Source organism: Aeromicrobium sp. (assembly GCF_049587115.1).
Lineage (GTDB): Bacteria > Actinomycetota > Actinomycetes > Propionibacteriales > Nocardioidaceae > Aeromicrobium.
The window spans coordinates 24,113-39,413 of the sequence record NZ_JBAVDI010000003.1 but is presented as its reverse complement, the minus strand read 5'-3'; the positions used below and the strand labels follow the sequence as shown (position 1 = coordinate 39,413).

At 67.5% G+C, this 15,301-nt stretch carries 14 protein-coding genes; 6 read left to right on the top strand and 8 right to left on the bottom strand.

All coding sequences use genetic code 11. The features are described 5' to 3' along the window. The first annotated feature begins 47 nt into the window (after positions 1 to 47). Positions 48 to 557 (top strand): DUF3093 domain-containing protein, encoded by a 510-nt coding sequence (locus tag WB461_RS00315; protein WP_423850725.1) that lies wholly within the window; start codon positions 48 to 50, stop codon positions 555 to 557. Beyond that, the gene (locus tag WB461_RS00310) at positions 535 to 987 is read left to right on the top strand and encodes a DUF4235 domain-containing protein (RefSeq protein ID WP_423850724.1); all 453 of its coding nucleotides are present in this window, start codon (positions 535 to 537) and stop codon (positions 985 to 987) included. Before WB461_RS00315 ends, WB461_RS00310 begins: the two co-directional genes overlap by 23 nt. Here WB461_RS00310 and WB461_RS00305 read toward each other — a convergent pair. The 3 genes from WB461_RS00305 to WB461_RS00295 form a co-directional block, all read right to left on the bottom strand. Continuing rightward, the gene (locus WB461_RS00305; RefSeq protein WP_423850723.1) at positions 962 to 1,261 is read right to left on the bottom strand and encodes a DUF4193 domain-containing protein; all 300 of its coding nucleotides are present in this window, start codon (positions 1,259 to 1,261) and stop codon (positions 962 to 964) included. The genes WB461_RS00310 and WB461_RS00305 overlap by 26 nt on opposite strands. A 62-nt stretch (positions 1,262 to 1,323) precedes the next feature. Next, positions 1,324 to 2,115 carry an inositol monophosphatase family protein gene (locus WB461_RS00300; protein WP_423850722.1) on the bottom strand — a complete coding sequence of 264 codons (792 nt, stop codon included), beginning with the start codon at positions 2,113 to 2,115 and terminating at the stop codon, positions 1,324 to 1,326. After that, a complete protein-coding gene (locus WB461_RS00295; RefSeq protein ID WP_423850721.1) occupies positions 2,112 to 3,152 on the bottom strand; it encodes a ferrochelatase in 1,041 nt (346 codons plus the stop codon). Before WB461_RS00295 ends, WB461_RS00300 begins: the two co-directional genes overlap by 4 nt. A 52-nt stretch (positions 3,153 to 3,204) precedes the next feature. Between WB461_RS00295 and WB461_RS00290 the strand changes: the two genes are divergently transcribed. Next, positions 3,205 to 4,389, top strand: a complete 1,185-nt coding sequence (locus WB461_RS00290) for an MFS transporter (RefSeq protein WP_423850720.1) — start codon at positions 3,205 to 3,207, stop codon at positions 4,387 to 4,389. 36 nt (positions 4,390 to 4,425) lie between these two features. Beyond that, positions 4,426 to 7,818, top strand: a complete 3,393-nt coding sequence (locus WB461_RS00285; RefSeq protein ID WP_423850719.1) for a proline dehydrogenase family protein — start codon at positions 4,426 to 4,428, stop codon at positions 7,816 to 7,818. Positions 7,819 to 7,826: 8 nt separating this feature from the next. Here WB461_RS00285 and WB461_RS00280 read toward each other — a convergent pair whose 3' ends face one another. Continuing rightward, positions 7,827 to 8,447, bottom strand: coding sequence for a trimeric intracellular cation channel family protein (locus WB461_RS00280; RefSeq protein WP_423850718.1), 621 nt, complete (start codon positions 8,445 to 8,447; stop codon positions 7,827 to 7,829). Positions 8,448 to 8,566: 119 nt separating this feature from the next. On the opposite strand from WB461_RS00280, the gene sepH reads away from it, so the two are divergent. After that, positions 8,567 to 9,550, top strand: a complete 984-nt coding sequence (sepH, locus tag WB461_RS00275; protein WP_423850717.1) for a septation protein SepH — start codon at positions 8,567 to 8,569, stop codon at positions 9,548 to 9,550. Between the two features lie 28 nt (positions 9,551 to 9,578). Here the strand turns inward: sepH and WB461_RS00270 are convergent, their stop codons facing one another. Then, complete coding sequence (locus WB461_RS00270) at positions 9,579 to 10,232, bottom strand: thymidine kinase (protein ID WP_423850716.1); 654 nt, start codon at positions 10,230 to 10,232, stop codon at positions 9,579 to 9,581. 145 nt (positions 10,233 to 10,377) lie between these two features. Here WB461_RS00270 and WB461_RS00265 point away from each other — a divergent pair, with 145 nt between their 5' ends. After that, positions 10,378 to 10,863, top strand: a complete 486-nt coding sequence (locus WB461_RS00265; RefSeq protein WP_423850715.1) for a DUF2231 domain-containing protein — start codon at positions 10,378 to 10,380, stop codon at positions 10,861 to 10,863. 16 nt (positions 10,864 to 10,879) lie between these two features. Here the strand turns inward: WB461_RS00265 and WB461_RS00260 are convergent, their stop codons facing one another. Genes WB461_RS00260 through WB461_RS00250 form a run of 3 tightly spaced genes read right to left on the bottom strand, consistent with a single transcriptional unit; the run spans position 10,880 to position 15,239 of the window. Next, positions 10,880 to 11,983 (bottom strand): alkaline phosphatase family protein, encoded by a 1,104-nt coding sequence (locus tag WB461_RS00260; protein ID WP_423850714.1) that lies wholly within the window; start codon positions 11,981 to 11,983, stop codon positions 10,880 to 10,882. Further along, positions 11,980 to 12,546, bottom strand: coding sequence for a DUF5998 family protein (locus tag WB461_RS00255; protein WP_423850713.1), 567 nt, complete (start codon positions 12,544 to 12,546; stop codon positions 11,980 to 11,982). The genes WB461_RS00260 and WB461_RS00255 overlap by 4 nt, the downstream gene beginning before the upstream one ends. Further along, entirely contained in the window at positions 12,546 to 15,239 is a 2,694-nt protein-coding gene (locus WB461_RS00250; RefSeq protein ID WP_423850712.1) for a GNAT family N-acetyltransferase, read from the bottom strand. Before WB461_RS00250 ends, WB461_RS00255 begins: the two co-directional genes overlap by 1 nt. Positions 15,240 to 15,301: the final 62 nt, after the last annotated feature.

Genomic DNA, 15,301 nt, shown 5'->3' with positions numbered 1-15,301 from the left:
ACCCTACCTGCGTCCCGGCGTGCGGCGGCATGAGGCAAGGTTGAACCGTGACGATCTACCGCGAGCGCCTGACCGCTCCAGTCTCCTGGTGGCTGGCCGCCGTCGCCTTCGCAGCGGTCTGGGGCTGGGTCATGCTGGTCGTGACCACCTGGCCCATCGCGATCACGGTCTTCGTGGTCATATCGGTCGCCGACCTGTACGCCGTGTGGCGCTATGGCTCCCTGCTGGTGACGGTGGGACCGGACCGGCTCGAGGTCGGCCGCGCGTCGATCGATCGCTCGCAGGTGGGCGCCGTCCAGCCGCTGCACCGTGAGGAATACCGCCACCGACTCGGCATCGGGGCCGATGTCCGCGCCTACCTCGTCACCCGGCCGTATCTCACCCGCGGTGTTCTCGTGCCAGTCGACGACTCGAGCGACCCTGCCCCCTACTGGTTGGTGTCGAGCCGCCGTCCGGACGCGCTGGCAGCGGCCTTGGGACACACTGGAGGCGCGCCGCACCCGCCGGCGCGCGACACGATCGGAGAGGCGCCCCGTGGCGAAGAAGAAGCAGTCTGAGCATGCAAGGAAGCTGGCGGCCGAGGCCGCGGCGAGGCCCGCGACAAAGGCGCACGGCAAGCGCACCTGGAAACTCATGGACAAGGGTGCGGCTCTCGTCGCCGGGATGCTCGCTCAGCGCGCTTCGATTCTCGCCTGGCGAACCGTCACGGGGAAGAAGCCGCCGACCAGCGGTCAGCACCCTGAGGTCACCACTGGTGAGGCGGTCGCGTGGGCCGTCGTAGGCGGAGCGATCATCGAGCTCGTCAAGGTCGGCATGCGCCGCAGCACGGCGACCTACTGGGTGCGCTCGACAGGAACCCTGCCGCCGGGCATGAAGCCCCTGGCGAAGGCCCCCGGGGCAAACGAAAAGGAGCCGGTCCTTGCGGACCCGGCTCCCGAACGTGCGTCGACCAAGAAGAAGATCAGTAGGCGCAGTCGCGGCAGATGAACGTGCCGTTCTTCTCCGAGGCGAGCTGACTTCGGTGGTGCACCAGGAAGCAGGACGAGCAGGTGAACTCGTCGAGCTGCTTGGGCACGACCTGGACGGCCAGCTCTTCGTGGGAGAGGTCGGCTCCGGGCAGCTCAAATGATTCTGCTGCCTCGGTCTCGTCCTCGTCGACCTTGCCCGAGTTCTTCTCGTGCCGACGCGCCTTGAGCTCCTCGATGCTGTCCTCGGACTGCTCTTCCTCGGTCTTGCGTGGTGCGTCGTAGTCGGTAGCCATCAAATCTCCCTTGTGCGGAACAACCGGCGTGATTGTGCCACACGTTCATGTGACCCTCACACTCAGAAGCCACAAGCGCGTACGAGGGCAAAATATTCCTCAGCGATCAGCGGGTGCGTCGCCATGACCATGCGCTCGTCCGGTGGCCCGGACATACCGCTCAGAATCAGTCCCGCCTCCTCTGCGATCAGGCCGCCCGCCGCGAGATCCCACGCCTTCAGCCCCTGCTCCAGGTAGGCATCGTACTGTCCCTCGGCGAGCCCGCACAGATCCAGTGCTGCGGAGCCGATCCGCCGAATGTCACGTACCTGCGGAAGGAACTGGGCCATCGCAGCCGCCTGGGCGGCACGGATCTCTGGAACGTAGTTGAATCCAGTCGCCACGAGCGCATGGGCAACCGACTCCGGTGCAGGTGCCGAGAGGACCCGGCGATCGTCGCCGTCGTACCGCCACGAGCCCAAACCACGGATCGCGCCCCACTCAGCACCTGAGGCGACGTTGACGACGTAGCCCGCGACCACCGTGCCGGACCGCACGGCAGCGATCGACACACCGTAGGTCGGGATGCCATAGACGAAGTTGACCGTGCCGTCGATCGGATCGACGACCCACTCGACGCCCGAGGTGCCGGCGACGTCGTGGCCTTCCTCTCCGACGAAGCCGTCGTCGGGACGCGCGGAGAAGATGCGCGCGCGGATCAGCCGTTCGCAGGCTTGGTCGATCTCGGTGACGACATCGGTCGGGCTGGACTTGGTCGCGGCGACGTCGACGCGCCCCGCAGGGCGCCGGTCCGCGACGAAGGCGGCGGCCTCGAGCCCCACCTCGCGCGCCAGGGTCAGGAGCTCCTCGCTCATGAGATGGTCGGCAGCGGCGATCGCGGGTTGAGACAGCAGTCCGACGGGCACACGTCGTGCGACGGACCGAGGTCACCGACCGAGGACCGTTCGTACGCCTCCCCACGCTCCACGGCGGCCCGCTCCAGCAGCAGATTTCGCACCATCGAGACGAAGTCCGGGTGAGCGCCGGGCGTGTCGACACGGATGTAGTCCAGCTCCAGGCCGTCCGCGGTCATCTTGGCCTCGGTGTCGAGGTCGTAGATGACCTCCATGTGATCCGAGATGAATCCGATCGGGACGACCACGACTGACTCGACTCCTGACTCGTGCAGCTCGCGCAGGTGATCGTTGATGTCCGGCTCGAGCCACGGCACGTGTGGTGATCCCGAACGCGAGCAGAAGGCCAGCGACCAGCTCTCCGCTCCGGCACCCTGGGCAACCGCCGCCGCAGCGCTGCGGTGCTGACGGACGTACATCTCCCGCCCGGGCCCGCCACTCGCGATGTTCATCGACTCGGGAATCGAGTGGGTCACGAAGATCACGTGCGTGCCGTCAGGGGCCGCTGACAATGCTTCCGCGGTCGCCTCTGTGAACGGGCCGACGAAACCTGGGTGGTTGAAGTAGTGGCGCAATCGACTGAGCTGGATGTCGAAGCCGCTGACCGCGTCGTGGAGGTTCTCGCGGTACTGCCGACAGCCCGAGTACGAAGAGTAGGCGCTGGTCACGAAGCAAGCGGCCCGCTTGACGCCGTCGGCAGCCATCTGCTGGGCCGCGTCCCGCAGGTAGGGGTCCCAGTTGCGGTTGCCCCAGTAGATCGGCAGATCCACCCCGTGGTCGGAGAAGTCCTTGCGCATCGCGTCAAGCAGCTCGAGGTTGAGCTGGTTGATGGGCGACTTCCCGCCGAACAGGAAGTAGTGCTCGCCGACCTCCTCGAGGCGCTCGCGCGGGATGCCGCGTCCGGCGGTCACGTTCTCGAGGAACGGGACCACGTCATCAGGGTGTTCAGGCCCCCCGAACGACACGAGCAGGAGGGCATCGAACGGGGTGGTGTCCATGGCCTCATTCTGTCACCGAGATGGGTACGCTGCTCAGGCTGGGAGGCCTTGCATGCTCACGACGTATCGCGCTGTGCTGTCGCTTCCGGGCACCGCGCTCTTCTCCTTCACCGCACTGTGGTCCCGCCTGCCTATTTCGATGACCGGGTTGGGGATCGTGCTCCTGGTGTCCGAGCGGACGGGCTCGTACGGTCGCGCTGGCGTGGTGGCGGCCGCCTACGTTCTCGCGACCGCCGCGCTCGGCCCTTTGCAGGGACGACTGGCCGATCGCTTCGGCCAGCCGCGGGTGCTGTGGATTGTGGGAGCCCTGTACGCCGTGGGCATGGCGCTGATGCTCCTGGCCATCGACCAGAACTGGTCGTCTCCGCTGCCGCATCTGTGCGCCGCGGTAGCCGGTATCGCTACCCCACAGACGGGAAGCATGGTGCGCGCCCGGTGGACGCATGCGGTCACGGAACGTAGTCAGCTCCACACGGCGTTCTCGATCGAGGCCGTCATCGACGAGATCGTCTTCGTCGTCGGACCAGTGCTGGTGACATTCCTGACCCTGCAGGTCGCCGATGTTTCCGGACTGGTCGTCGCCGGCGCAGCCGCAACCCTCGGGTCGTGGGCTCTCGCGCTGCAGCGCCACACCTCGCCCCCACGCTTCGAGCAGACCGGGGCCCCGCGGATCGCCATGGGCTGGCGGCTGCTGGGACCGGTGGTCGCCGTCTCGGTCGCGCTCGGCATGCTGTTCGGCTCGACCGAGGTCGTCGTGGTCGCGTTCACCAAGGAGCAGGGCCGAGCTGGTGCGGCCGGCGCGGTTCTCGCGGTGTGGGCCGCCGGGAGCCTGCTGGCCGGCCTGGTGGTCGGGGCACTCCCCCAGACCCACCATCCGCTGCGTCGGCTCAGATCCGCCGTGCTCGTTCTCGGTCTGCTGTTCGCCCCACTCGGCCTGCTGCCGAGCGTGGCATGGCTCGCCGCCGGGATGTTCCTGGCCGGAGCGATGATCTCCCCTGCCCTGATCTCGATGGTCAACCTGATCGAGCTGGGCGTCCCGCAGTCGCGTCTGACCGAAGCGCTGACGTGGACCGGGACCGGCATGGCTGTCGGGGTTGCGCCGGGTGCTGCGATCGCGGGACGGGTCATCGACGGGCACGGCGCTCAAGCGGGTTTCGTGGTGCCCCTGGTGGCCGGGCTGGCCGGCGCCTTGACCGCTTGGACGATCGGTTCGGACGCTGACCGTGCCGCGAGGTGAACTTCGGATCGACCTGGCATTAGCCTTGGGCAGGACATGACTGAACTCACCCTGGCCGAGCGCAGCGTCGAACTCGTACGGCAGTGGACAGCGCCCACCGCATCGCGTTCTCGGCGCACCGATGCTGCCGCCGAACGACTGGCCATGTTGCTCAAGGACCCCCAAGGTCTTGAGTTCACGATCGGCTTCGTCGACCGCGTCGTCCGCCCCGACGATCATCGCGTCGCGGCCCGCAACCTGCGCACGCTCGCCCGGCACACACCGTCGTTCCTGCCGGTGACCCAACGCATGCTGCTCAAGCTCGGCGCTGTCGTTGCATTGGTGCTGCCCGGCACCGTCGTGGCAGTTGCCCGCCGCACCCTGCGGCGCATGGTGGGGCACTTGGTCGTCGATGCCAGGCCCAAGCAGCTCGGTCGAACGATCAAGCGTCTGCGCTCAGGCGGCGACCGACTCAATCTCAACCTGCTCGGCGAAGCGGTCCTTGGAGAGCAGGAAGCCGCGCACCGACGCGACGGCACGATGCGGCTCTTGGAGCGAGACGATGTCGACTACGTCTCGGTCAAGGTCTCTTCGGTGGCGAGCCAGCTGTCGATGTGGGCCTTCGACGAGTCGGTGGCACGTGTGGTCAAACAGCTCACACCACTGTACGAGCGGGCTTCCCGTGGCGAGCCGACATTCATCAACCTCGACATGGAGGAGTACCACGACCTCGATCTGACCGTCGCGGTGTTCACGACGGTCCTCGAGTCGTTTCCCGATCTCGAGGCTGGCATCGTGCTGCAGGCGTACCTCCCCGACGCTCTCGGCGCGATGCAGGGCCTGCAGGAATGGGCCTCCGAGCGTCGCGCCCGGGGTGGCGCGCCGATCAAGGTGCGCGTCGTCAAGGGTGCCAACCTGGCGATGGAGCGGGTCGACGCAACGGTTCATGGCTGGCCGCTCGCGACCTGGGGCAGCAAGCAGGAGACCGACACCAATTACAAGCGGGTGCTCGACTGGTCCTTGACCTCCGAGCGAACCGATGCGGTGCGGATCGGCGTCGCCGGCCAGAACCTGTTCGACATCGCGTACGCCTGGCTGCTCGCGGGCGACCGTGAGGTGCGTGAGGGTGTCGACTTCGAGATGCTGCTCGGGATGGACAGCGGTCCGGTCGATGCTGTGCGCGGCGACATCGGTCAGCTGCTGCTCTACACGCCGGTCGTGCACCCTGACGAGTTCGACGTCGCGATCTCCTACCTCGTGAGACGGCTCGAGGAGAATGCCAGCAGCGACAACTTCATGTCGGCAGCCTTCGAGCTCGCCAACGAACCCGCCCTGTTGAATCGAGAGATCCGGCGCTTCATCGCCTCCGTCGATGATCTCGACGGCACGGTTCCCAAGCCCCACCGGGTGCAGAACCGGCTGACCGAGAGGGCGCCCGAGCTCTCGATTCCCTTCGCCAACACCCCTGACACGGATTCGTCGACCGCCGGCAACCGTGAGTGGGGCCGGCTCGTCCTTGCCCGCTCGTCCTACACCCAGCTCGGCACCGAAACCGTCCGCAGCAGCACCATCCCGGGACCGGCAAGCCTGGAAGGTGTCGTCCAGGACACCCGCAAGGCCGCCATCCAGTGGCAGGCGCGCGGCTCGGAGGTGCGAGCGTGGATCCTGCACCAGGCCGGCCACGCTCTCGGTGCCCGTCGCGGCGATCTTGCGTCGGTCATGGCCGCCGAGGCCGGCAAGACCATCGCCGAGAGCGACGTCGAGGTCAGTGAGGCGATCGACTTCGCGCACTACTATGCCGAGTCCGCGCGCCGGCTGGACGCCGTCGACGGCGCCGAGTTCGTCCCGAGCTCACTCACCGTCGTGACGCCACCGTGGAACTTTCCGGTAGCCATTCCGGCCGGATCCGTGCTCGCCGCCCTGGCCGCAGGCAGCGGTGTCATCATCAAGGCGGCACCGCAGACCCGCCGCTGTGCCGCTGTCATGGTCGAAGCGCTCTGGCAGGCAGGTGTCCCCCGGGACGTCCTGCGCTACGTCACGATCGACGAGGGTCCGCTCAGCAAGGCCCTCATTGCGCACTCTGACGTCGACCGGGTGATTCTGACCGGCGGCTGGGACACCGCCAACCTGTTCCGCTCGTGGCGCCCGGACCTGCCACTGCTTGCGGAGACGAGTGGCAAGAACGCCATCATCGTGACTCCCAGCGCCGACATCGATCTGGCGGTCGCTGACATCGTCCGGAGCGCCTTCGGTCACGCGGGACAGAAGTGCTCGGCCGCGAGCCTGGCGATCCTGGTGGGATCAGTTGCCGACTCCGCTCGCTTCCATCGCCAGCTCGTCGACGCGGTCTCGTCCCTCAAGGTCGGCTTTCCCGACGATCCCGAGGTCACGATGGGTCCCATCATCGAGCCTCCGCTCGGCAAGCTCGCCGAGGGGCTCACGACGCTCGGCGACGGCGAGGACTGGCTGCTCGCTCCGCAGCAGCTCGGCGCCGACGCGCGAGTGTGGTCACCCGGCATCCGGGCCGGCGTTCTCCCCGGCAGCCGGTTCCACACGACCGAGTACTTCGGCCCGATCCTCGGCATCATGACTGCCAAGTCGCTCGCCCAGGCAATCGAGTGGCAGAACGCCACCGACTACGGGCTGACCGCAGGCATCCACTCCTTGGATCCTCGCGAGGTCAACACGTGGATCGACTCGGTGCAGGCGGGCAACCTGTACGTGAACCGCGGCATCACCGGCGCGATCGTTCAACGGCAGCCCTTTGGTGGCTGGAAGCGGTCGTCGGTGGGCACCACGGCCAAGGCCGGCGGACCCAACTACCTGACCCACCTGGGCACCTGGCGACCGCGTCCCCTGCGGCCCGCCGAGATCCCCGATCTGTCCCCCGCGGTGAGCCAGCTCCTGGATGCGTGCGAGTCCCACGTCACCGCCGCCGAGCATCGCGCGCTGGTCGCCGCTGCAGGGTCCGACCAGATCGCGTGGTCCCGTGAGTACGGGGTGCTCAAGGACGTCTCGAAGCTCGGGGTGGAGCGCAACGTGTTCCGCTACGTGCCGGTGCCGGTGTCGATCCGCTTCGACGGCTTCCTGCCCGAGCTCGTTCGGGTGCTGCTGGCCGCCGCACGCACCGGCGCACCGATCACGGTGAGCTCGCGTCAACCGCTGCCCGATGGCCTCGCTCCGAGCGCGACGATCCAGACCCACGACGAATGGCTGGCCGACGTTGCGGCAGATCGACCGTCGCGAGTCCGGCTGATCGGACCTGACCCCCGCGAGGTCTCGGTCGCCGTCGAGGGAGATCCGGACGTCGCCATCTACAGCGGTCAGGTCACCCCTTCCGGACGTGTCGAGGCATTGCCCTTCCTCCAGGAGCAGTCCATCACCATCACGAATCATCGATTCGGCAACCACGACGCCGAGTTCGAGCGGGTCCTTCCCCGACGGCACTGATCTCTCGGTCAGGCGTGTGCCGAACCAGGAGGCAGCGGCGCGGTCCAGCCACGCTTGAGGGCCAGCAATCGCCACCCGAGACACACCACGAAGGCCAGGGAGTACCACCACTCGTTGAGGCCCAGGTGGTGCACGAATGCCGCCATCAGAGCCCCTGCGAACGCCGGCGTCGCGTACAGCTCCCCGCCGAAGATCACCGGCACTCGGCCGGCTGCGACGTCGCGCATCATGCCGCCACCGATCGCCGAGAGCATCCCCAGTGCTGCAGCAGCCAGCACGGACAGGCCCGCCTCGTCGGCCTTGACCGCACCTGTCACGCAGAACAGCGCCAGACCGACCGCGTCGAGGACCAGGATCTGCCGTTCCATCCTCCCGAACGTCGGATGGAACGCGAAGACTGCGACGGCGGTTGCGGTCGGCACCACCAGATAGCGCCAGTCGTCGAGCGCGGCCGGCGGGACCGCCCCGATCAGCACGTCTCGCAGGACTCCTCCACCCAGTCCGGTGATCAGCGCCAGGACGATGACGCCGAACACGTCGAGCTCCTTACGCACGGCAACAAGGGCTCCGGTCGCAGCGAAGACCGCGATGCCAGCCAGATCGAGGACCAGAAGAAGAGTGTCGGACACGGCGACGACGCTATCGGCTCTCGGCGCGTCACCGCAGGTTCGGAGCGCGCGCACCTAGGATGAGAACACGCTTCGAGTGAACGCCCACCCGGAGCCGGCGTCACATCGGAGGCGATGACATGCGAGATCTCGGTCTGGATGGACTGAGCGGGGACAGACGGTTCCTCATCGCGCGCGACAGAGCCACCGGTGAGAAGTTCCGCATCCCCGCTGATCACCGCCTCACTTCCCTGATCGGCAAGCCGTCCCACTCTGGGAACACCTCCGGCCAGTTGGAGATCCGCATGGAAAGCTCACTCAGCCCCCGCGACATCCAGACCCGAATCCGCCGGGGCGAGTCGCCCCAGGCGGTCGCTGACTCCGCCGGCGTGCCGGTGGATCAGATCGATGGATTCGCCGGCCCTGTGCTCGCCGAACGCGAGTTCATGTGCGAGCAGGCTCGCAAGACGACGATCCGACGCAAGCACGTCGGCGGCGCCGGTGTCCTGCTCGGCACCCTGGTGTCCGACAACATCCGCGACGGTGACGGCGTGCCGGAAGAGGCCACCTGGGACTCCTGGCGACGAGAGGACGGCCGCTGGACCGTGGTCGTGACTCCAGAGGGCGCCGGCCATCCCGCCACCTTCCTGTTCGACGTCAAGAGCCGCTACGTCGTGCCGGCCGACGAATTCGCTCACGACCTCGTGGGGGATGTCGCTCTGCCGGACTACGCCGACATGGCCATCGCCGATGCCGTGCGCTCGGAGCGCCTCGCCGAGCCCGAGACGACCGAGCCCGAGGCGACCGAGGCGACCCCGCAGCCGCCAACCGTCCCCGACGACCTCGTCGAGGCGGTCATCGACACCGAGCCAGGCCCCGACACGAGGGTCTCGTCGCTCAAGGCCGCGCGCGACCGCAAGGCCCTCGAGCAGCTCGCGATCAGTGACTCCCACGACGACGAGCACGGTATCGCCTCGGCGGCGGAGCACGAGGCGGACGACTTCGAGGACGCACTCGAGCACGATGTCGCGGTTCCCGACACGATGGGCCCGCGCAAGAAGAGGCACGAGCGACGTCGAGTCCCGAGCTGGGACGAGATCATGTTCGGCGACAAGAACGACTGAGCCGATACGGATTCGCTCTGACTCGGAGCTAGCCGAACGGCAGGACGTCGGGCGACATCGCAGCTGCCTTGGCCGTTGCGACAGTCATCCTGCGGCGGTGGTGCCGGCGGCACAGCACCTCGTATCCAACGGTCGGCGTCAGCCGTCCGATCTCCTCGACGTCTCCGACCACGATGACGTCACCCTCGGTGACCATGACCCCGTCCTCGGTGCGCGCATTGTGGGTCGCTCGCTCGCCGCACCAGCACAGCGCCTCGACCTGCAGCGTGTGCACGTGGTCTGCCAGCTCGATCAGCCGGGACGACCCCGGGAACAACTGTGTGCGGAAGTCGGTGAGGATGCCGAACGCGAAGACGTCGATCGACAGCTCATCAGTGATCTTGGCCAGCTGATCGATCTGCTCGGCGGTGTAGAACTGCGCCTCATCGCACACGAAGTAGTCGATGCGACCACCGTGGGTCAGCTGGTCGACGGTGTGCTGCCAGAAGTTGAAGGTGTCGTCGACCTCGATCGCGGGGACAGCCAGCCCCAGCCGACTCGAGAGCGTCGCGGTACCTGCGCGATCGTGTGACGTGAAGACGAGTCCGACCCGTCCGCGAGCGCGGTGGTTGTGGTCCATCTGGAGCGCCAAGGTGCTCTTGCCGCAGTCCATCGTGCCGGAATAGAAGTTCAAGTCAGCCACCGCTCAAGGCTAGTCGAGGCCTGGATTCGTGGAGTGATCCCCCGGGCTCAAAGGCGGTCAGGTTGCGATCAGGTCGGCGCACCTAGCGTCATCTTCGAGCCTCCTGCCCGCATCCTGTCCGGGGGACCTTCTTGATCGGAGCCTGATGCCCAACGAGTTCTACGGTTTGCCGCTGCATCCGCTGATCGTGCACGCCACCGTCGTCATCGTCCCCTTGGCCGCCATCACGGTGCTGCTGGCAGCGCTGTGGCCCCGGTTCCGGGCGTGGGCCGGCCCTCTTCCGGCCGCCACCAGCCTGGTCGGACTGGTCCTGGTGCCATTGTCGACCTCGACCGGGGAGACGCTCGAACGACATGTTCAGCCATCCGCCGCGCTCAGCGAGCACACACACCTTGCCGACGCGCTGCTCCCGTGGATGATCGGCCTGACCATCGTCGCTGCCGCCGGCTACGCCCTGCACTGGCGCGCTGCACGTGACCACGGCGTACGCCGCGTGGTGACCGTGGCCGTCACGGTGCTGGCGATCGCGGCTGCCGCCGGCACCAGCATCCAGGTGGCGCGGATTGGCCACAGCGGTGCCAAGGCGGCGTGGGCCGACACCTCGATGACCGCGGCACCGCTGTCGCCCTGATCAGCGCCAAGTCGAGCTAGGGGGCGACGAGCACGGGGATGCGCAGCTCGGCCTCGGTGACCGAACCGTGGAAGCCGGTCATCTTGAGCTCGATCGCAAACTCTCGAGACGAGAACACCGCGAAGTCACCCAGGGAGGCGACGACGACGTCACCGATCCGGCCGCGGACCTCCGGCGCGATCGGTCCGAACCAGTCCTCCAGACCGTCGTGCGTACGGACGAGGACCCGCTCGCCCAGCTCGGCCTGCCAGCGCGCGGCTACATCGCTCGCCGCGCCGGCACGGGTGTAGAGGTGTCGGAATCGAGCCTCGCCGGCCAGCAGAGTGACGTCGTCCAACAGCTGTGGGCGCGAGTCAACGTCGAATCTGTCCTCCATCGGGAGGTCGACCATGCCGTGATCCGCGGTCACCAGCAGAACGGTGTCGCGCGGCAGCTCGTCGCGCAGATCGGCCAGCTCGTTGTCGATCGTGGCCAGCATGGCCCGCCATTCCGGCGACGCGCAGCCCTTGCCGTGTCCGGTGTGGTCCAGTCGCGACTCGTAGGCGTAGGTCACGGCCCGGGGTGCCGACTCGATGACGTCCACGACGACGTCGAGCCGCTCCCAGACCGAGCTGATGCCATGGAATGGCACTCCGCGCTGGCTGCACAGCGTCAACCCCGTGCCGACGAACTTCGCATCGTTGACCGACGATGCCGAGACACCAGCGGCCTGGAGCCGCTCCAGAACCGTGGGGTGCGGCTGCCAGATCAACGGATCGACCGGTTGGTCCCACTTCAGGGAGTTGAGTCGCTGGCCGCTTCCGGGCACGCGTGAGGTGTAGCCGACGATGCCGTGGACGCCCGCCTGCACGCCAGTGCCCAGCGACGTCAGGCTCGTGGCGGTGGTCGATGGGACCCCGCATACGACATCGTCGACATTCATCAGCGAGGACATGAAGGGGGCGGCGTCGGCGTGCTCGCGCAGCAGGTCCAGGCCCAGCCCGTCCACCAGGAAGACGACGTAGCGGGCTGCCTCGGGCAGCGCCAACGAGTTGGTGAATCCCGCCACACCCACGGCGGCGGCGACTGACGGCATGATCTGGTCGATCGTCGCGCGCCCACCCAAGCCGGCCAGCGTCATACGACGCGGCCGGCGGTAGCCGCCGACAGGGTGCGGGCGAAGGCGAGCAACCGCTCGACCGCTGTTCCGCCGTCGGCCGCAGCGGCCAGACGCAACGAGAAGTCGTCGCCGGTCAGCGTTCCGGAGTAGCCATGATCGGCGTCGCACTCTGGGTCCGCGCACCTGGCCGGCTCGAGATCGACACGTGACACAGCCCCCCACCCCACCGTCATCAGAGCCTCCTCGAGCTCCTTGGACTTGGAGGTGACCATCCGCGTGACGACGACCGAGCGGACTTGTGCCAGCGCGACCGCCTCGGACGTCGTCGAGGTGTACGGCTTGGGCAGGAGGTCGTCGCCGGGGTGCTCATCGGTGTGCACGAGAACCAACCGGCTGGGAGTGAGAGCAAGTACCGTCATGTGCCGGCGGATCTCGTCGTGATCGAACGTCGGCTCGTGATGCAGGACGTAGGCGCCGACGGGCTCCCCCGCCAGGGCATCGCTCAGGCCTTCTGCGACGATCTCGGGGTAGTAGCCACTCGAAGAGACCTCCTCGAACAGCGCCTTCGTGTCGTCAGTGGTCATCACGCCAGCGTATCTCCCATGGAGTCGGACCTGCTCAGCCGTCTGACGTACCAGTCGCCCCTTCGATCGGCCGACGGCATGACCTTGGCCCGAGCACTCAGTGCCGTGTAGCCCTTGCGGTGCACGAGTACTGGCTCGAGGTCGAGCTCGACGATCTCCGGCAGGTCGTCCTTCATCGCGGCCAGCCGTACGATGAGGTCCTGCAGGGCGTCGACATCGACCGGTTCGGAGCCGCGATACCCGTACAGCAGAGGGGCCGAGCGCAGATTGCGGAGCATCGCCTCGGCGTCGAGATCAGTCAACGGCGGGATGCCGTGCGACCGGTCGCCCAGGAGCTCGCTCGGCGCTCCGGCCAGGCCGAACGAGACCAGCGGACCGAACAGCGGGTCCTCGGTGACGCCGAACGACACATGGATGCCGTCCTCGGCCGCACTCTGGACGAAGAACTTGGTGTCCTTGCGCATGCCGGTCCATGTCGTCAGCTCGTCCCAGGCACGACCCATCTCGTCGGGAGTGTGGATGTTGCGCCACACGTGCGCCAGGTCGGGCCGGCTGCGTAGGTGCTCGCTACCGGCCTTGAGCACGACGTGTCCGCCGAGCTTTTCGGCCGCGGCGATCGCCTCGTCCCGGTTGTGGACATTGATCCAGGTCCACAGGTCGATGCCGTAACAGGCGAGCAGGGCATGTACCTGCTCGGTCGAGAGGATCGCGCCACGTGGTGCCGCCGAGAGCACCTGACGCACCAGCGCTCTAGCGTCTCCTGTCCGGTGGTCCAGCGCGATGTGAAATTCTCCGTGGTCGCGCGCGGCCCACTCCGCGTAGTTGACGACCCGGGCCAGCGCGCGCACGGCAGACTCCGGAGCGGCGTAGGACGGCACGGAGCCGCGACCCGCCGAGCCTCCCAGCAGGTCGGGCACGCGCAGCAGGACTGGTACACCTTCGCTGCCCAGGAACGTCGACACGATCGGCTTGTCCGACTGCTCCCCCACCGCCGCCAGCACATTGGCGACCTCCTCACCGCTGGTGTTGAGCGGAGGGATGTAGATCGCGACCAGGGCGTCGATCTCCGGACTGGCGATCGCGGTCTCGATCGCGGCTTCGAAGTCATCGGCGTTGGCGTCGGCGCCCAGCGAGACCGGCTCGGTGACCTGCAGTCCCGCGGCAGAAGCCGCGTCGGCAACGATCAACGCCACGGCATCGGAGTTGCCCACGATCGACACCCGGTTGCCGCGTGGGAGGGGCTGGTGCGCCAGCAGCTGCGCGACGTCGAACATCTCGTCCAGGGTGTCCACCTGGATGACTCCGGCCTGGCGGAACATCGCATCTACCGCTGATTGTGGTGCCGACGTGCGCTTGACCGTGTGTCCTACCGGAATCCCCTGCGTCGACCGACCGGACTTGACCGCGACGATCGGTTTGGTCCGAGACACGCGACGGGCGATGCGGGAGAACTTGCGCGGATTGCCGATCGACTCCAGATACAGCAGGATCACCTCGGTCGCGTCGTCCTCCTGCCAGTACTGGAGCAGGTCGTTGCCGGACACGTCAGCTCGGTTGCCGGCCGAGACGAAGGTCGAGAGCCCGAGGCCGCGCCGTGAGACCGACTCCAGGATTGCCGTGCCCAGAGCGCCGGACTGGCAGAAGAAGCCCACTCGGCCCTGTGGCGGCATGATCGGTGACAGCGAGGCGTTGAGCTGCAGGTCGGGTGCGGTGTTGATGAAGCCGAGACAGTTGGGGCCGATCAGTCGCAGCCCGTACGAGCGGCTGAGCCCGAGCAGGGCGCGCTGACGCTGACGCCCTTCGGGGCCCTCCTCGGCGAATCCGGCCGAGATCACGATCAGACCGTGCACACCTTTGGCCGCGCAGTCCAGGACCACGTCGCTGACCGACTCGGCCGGCACCGCGACGATTGCGATGTCGACGTCGGCGGGGATGTCCTGCACGGTCTTGTATGCCGGCAGGCCCGAGACCGCCTCGGCCTGCGAGTTGACGGCGTAGACGGTGCCACTGAAGTCGCCCAGCACCAGGTTGCGCACCATCGCCTGGCCAATCGAGTCCTGGCGGCGGCTGGCACCGATGACCGCGATGCTGCGAGCCTGGAAGATTCGCTCGATCGAGGCAGCTTCGGCGCGCTGCTCGCGGGCTCGCATCACCCCGACTGCCAAGTCAGTGGGCTCGATGCGGAAGGTCAACCGCGTCACGCCGCTGTCCATCATGCCGTCGACCTGATAGCCCATCTCACGGAAGATCTGCTGCATGCGGGAGTTGGACGGCAGGACGTCGGCCACGAACGTGCGGATGCCGCGCTCGCGACCGGCCTGGGCCAGGTGCTCCAGCAGCAGCTGGCCCACCCCGCGACCTTGCTGGGCATCCTCGACCAGGAAGGCGACCTCCGCCTCATCGTCAGTGACCGCGTCGTATCGTCCGATGCCGATGATCGCCGAGTGCAGCGTCACGACGAAGGCGACTCGACGATCATGGTCGACCGTGGTGAACCTCGTGACATCCTTGTCCGAGAGTGTCGGATAGGGCGCGAAGAATCGGAAGTACTTGGACTCCTCGGACACCCGCGCATAGAACTCGACAAGTCGCTCAGCGTCCTCGGCGAGGATCGGTCTCAGCTGGGCGACGCCGCCGTCCTTGAGCAGGACATCGGCCTCCCACTGCTGGACCGGATGCACATCGCTCGTCACGCCAACCAACCTATCGGGTGGGCCACGGCGTGGCGCGGGAAGACCGCAGGTCAGACCGGGAG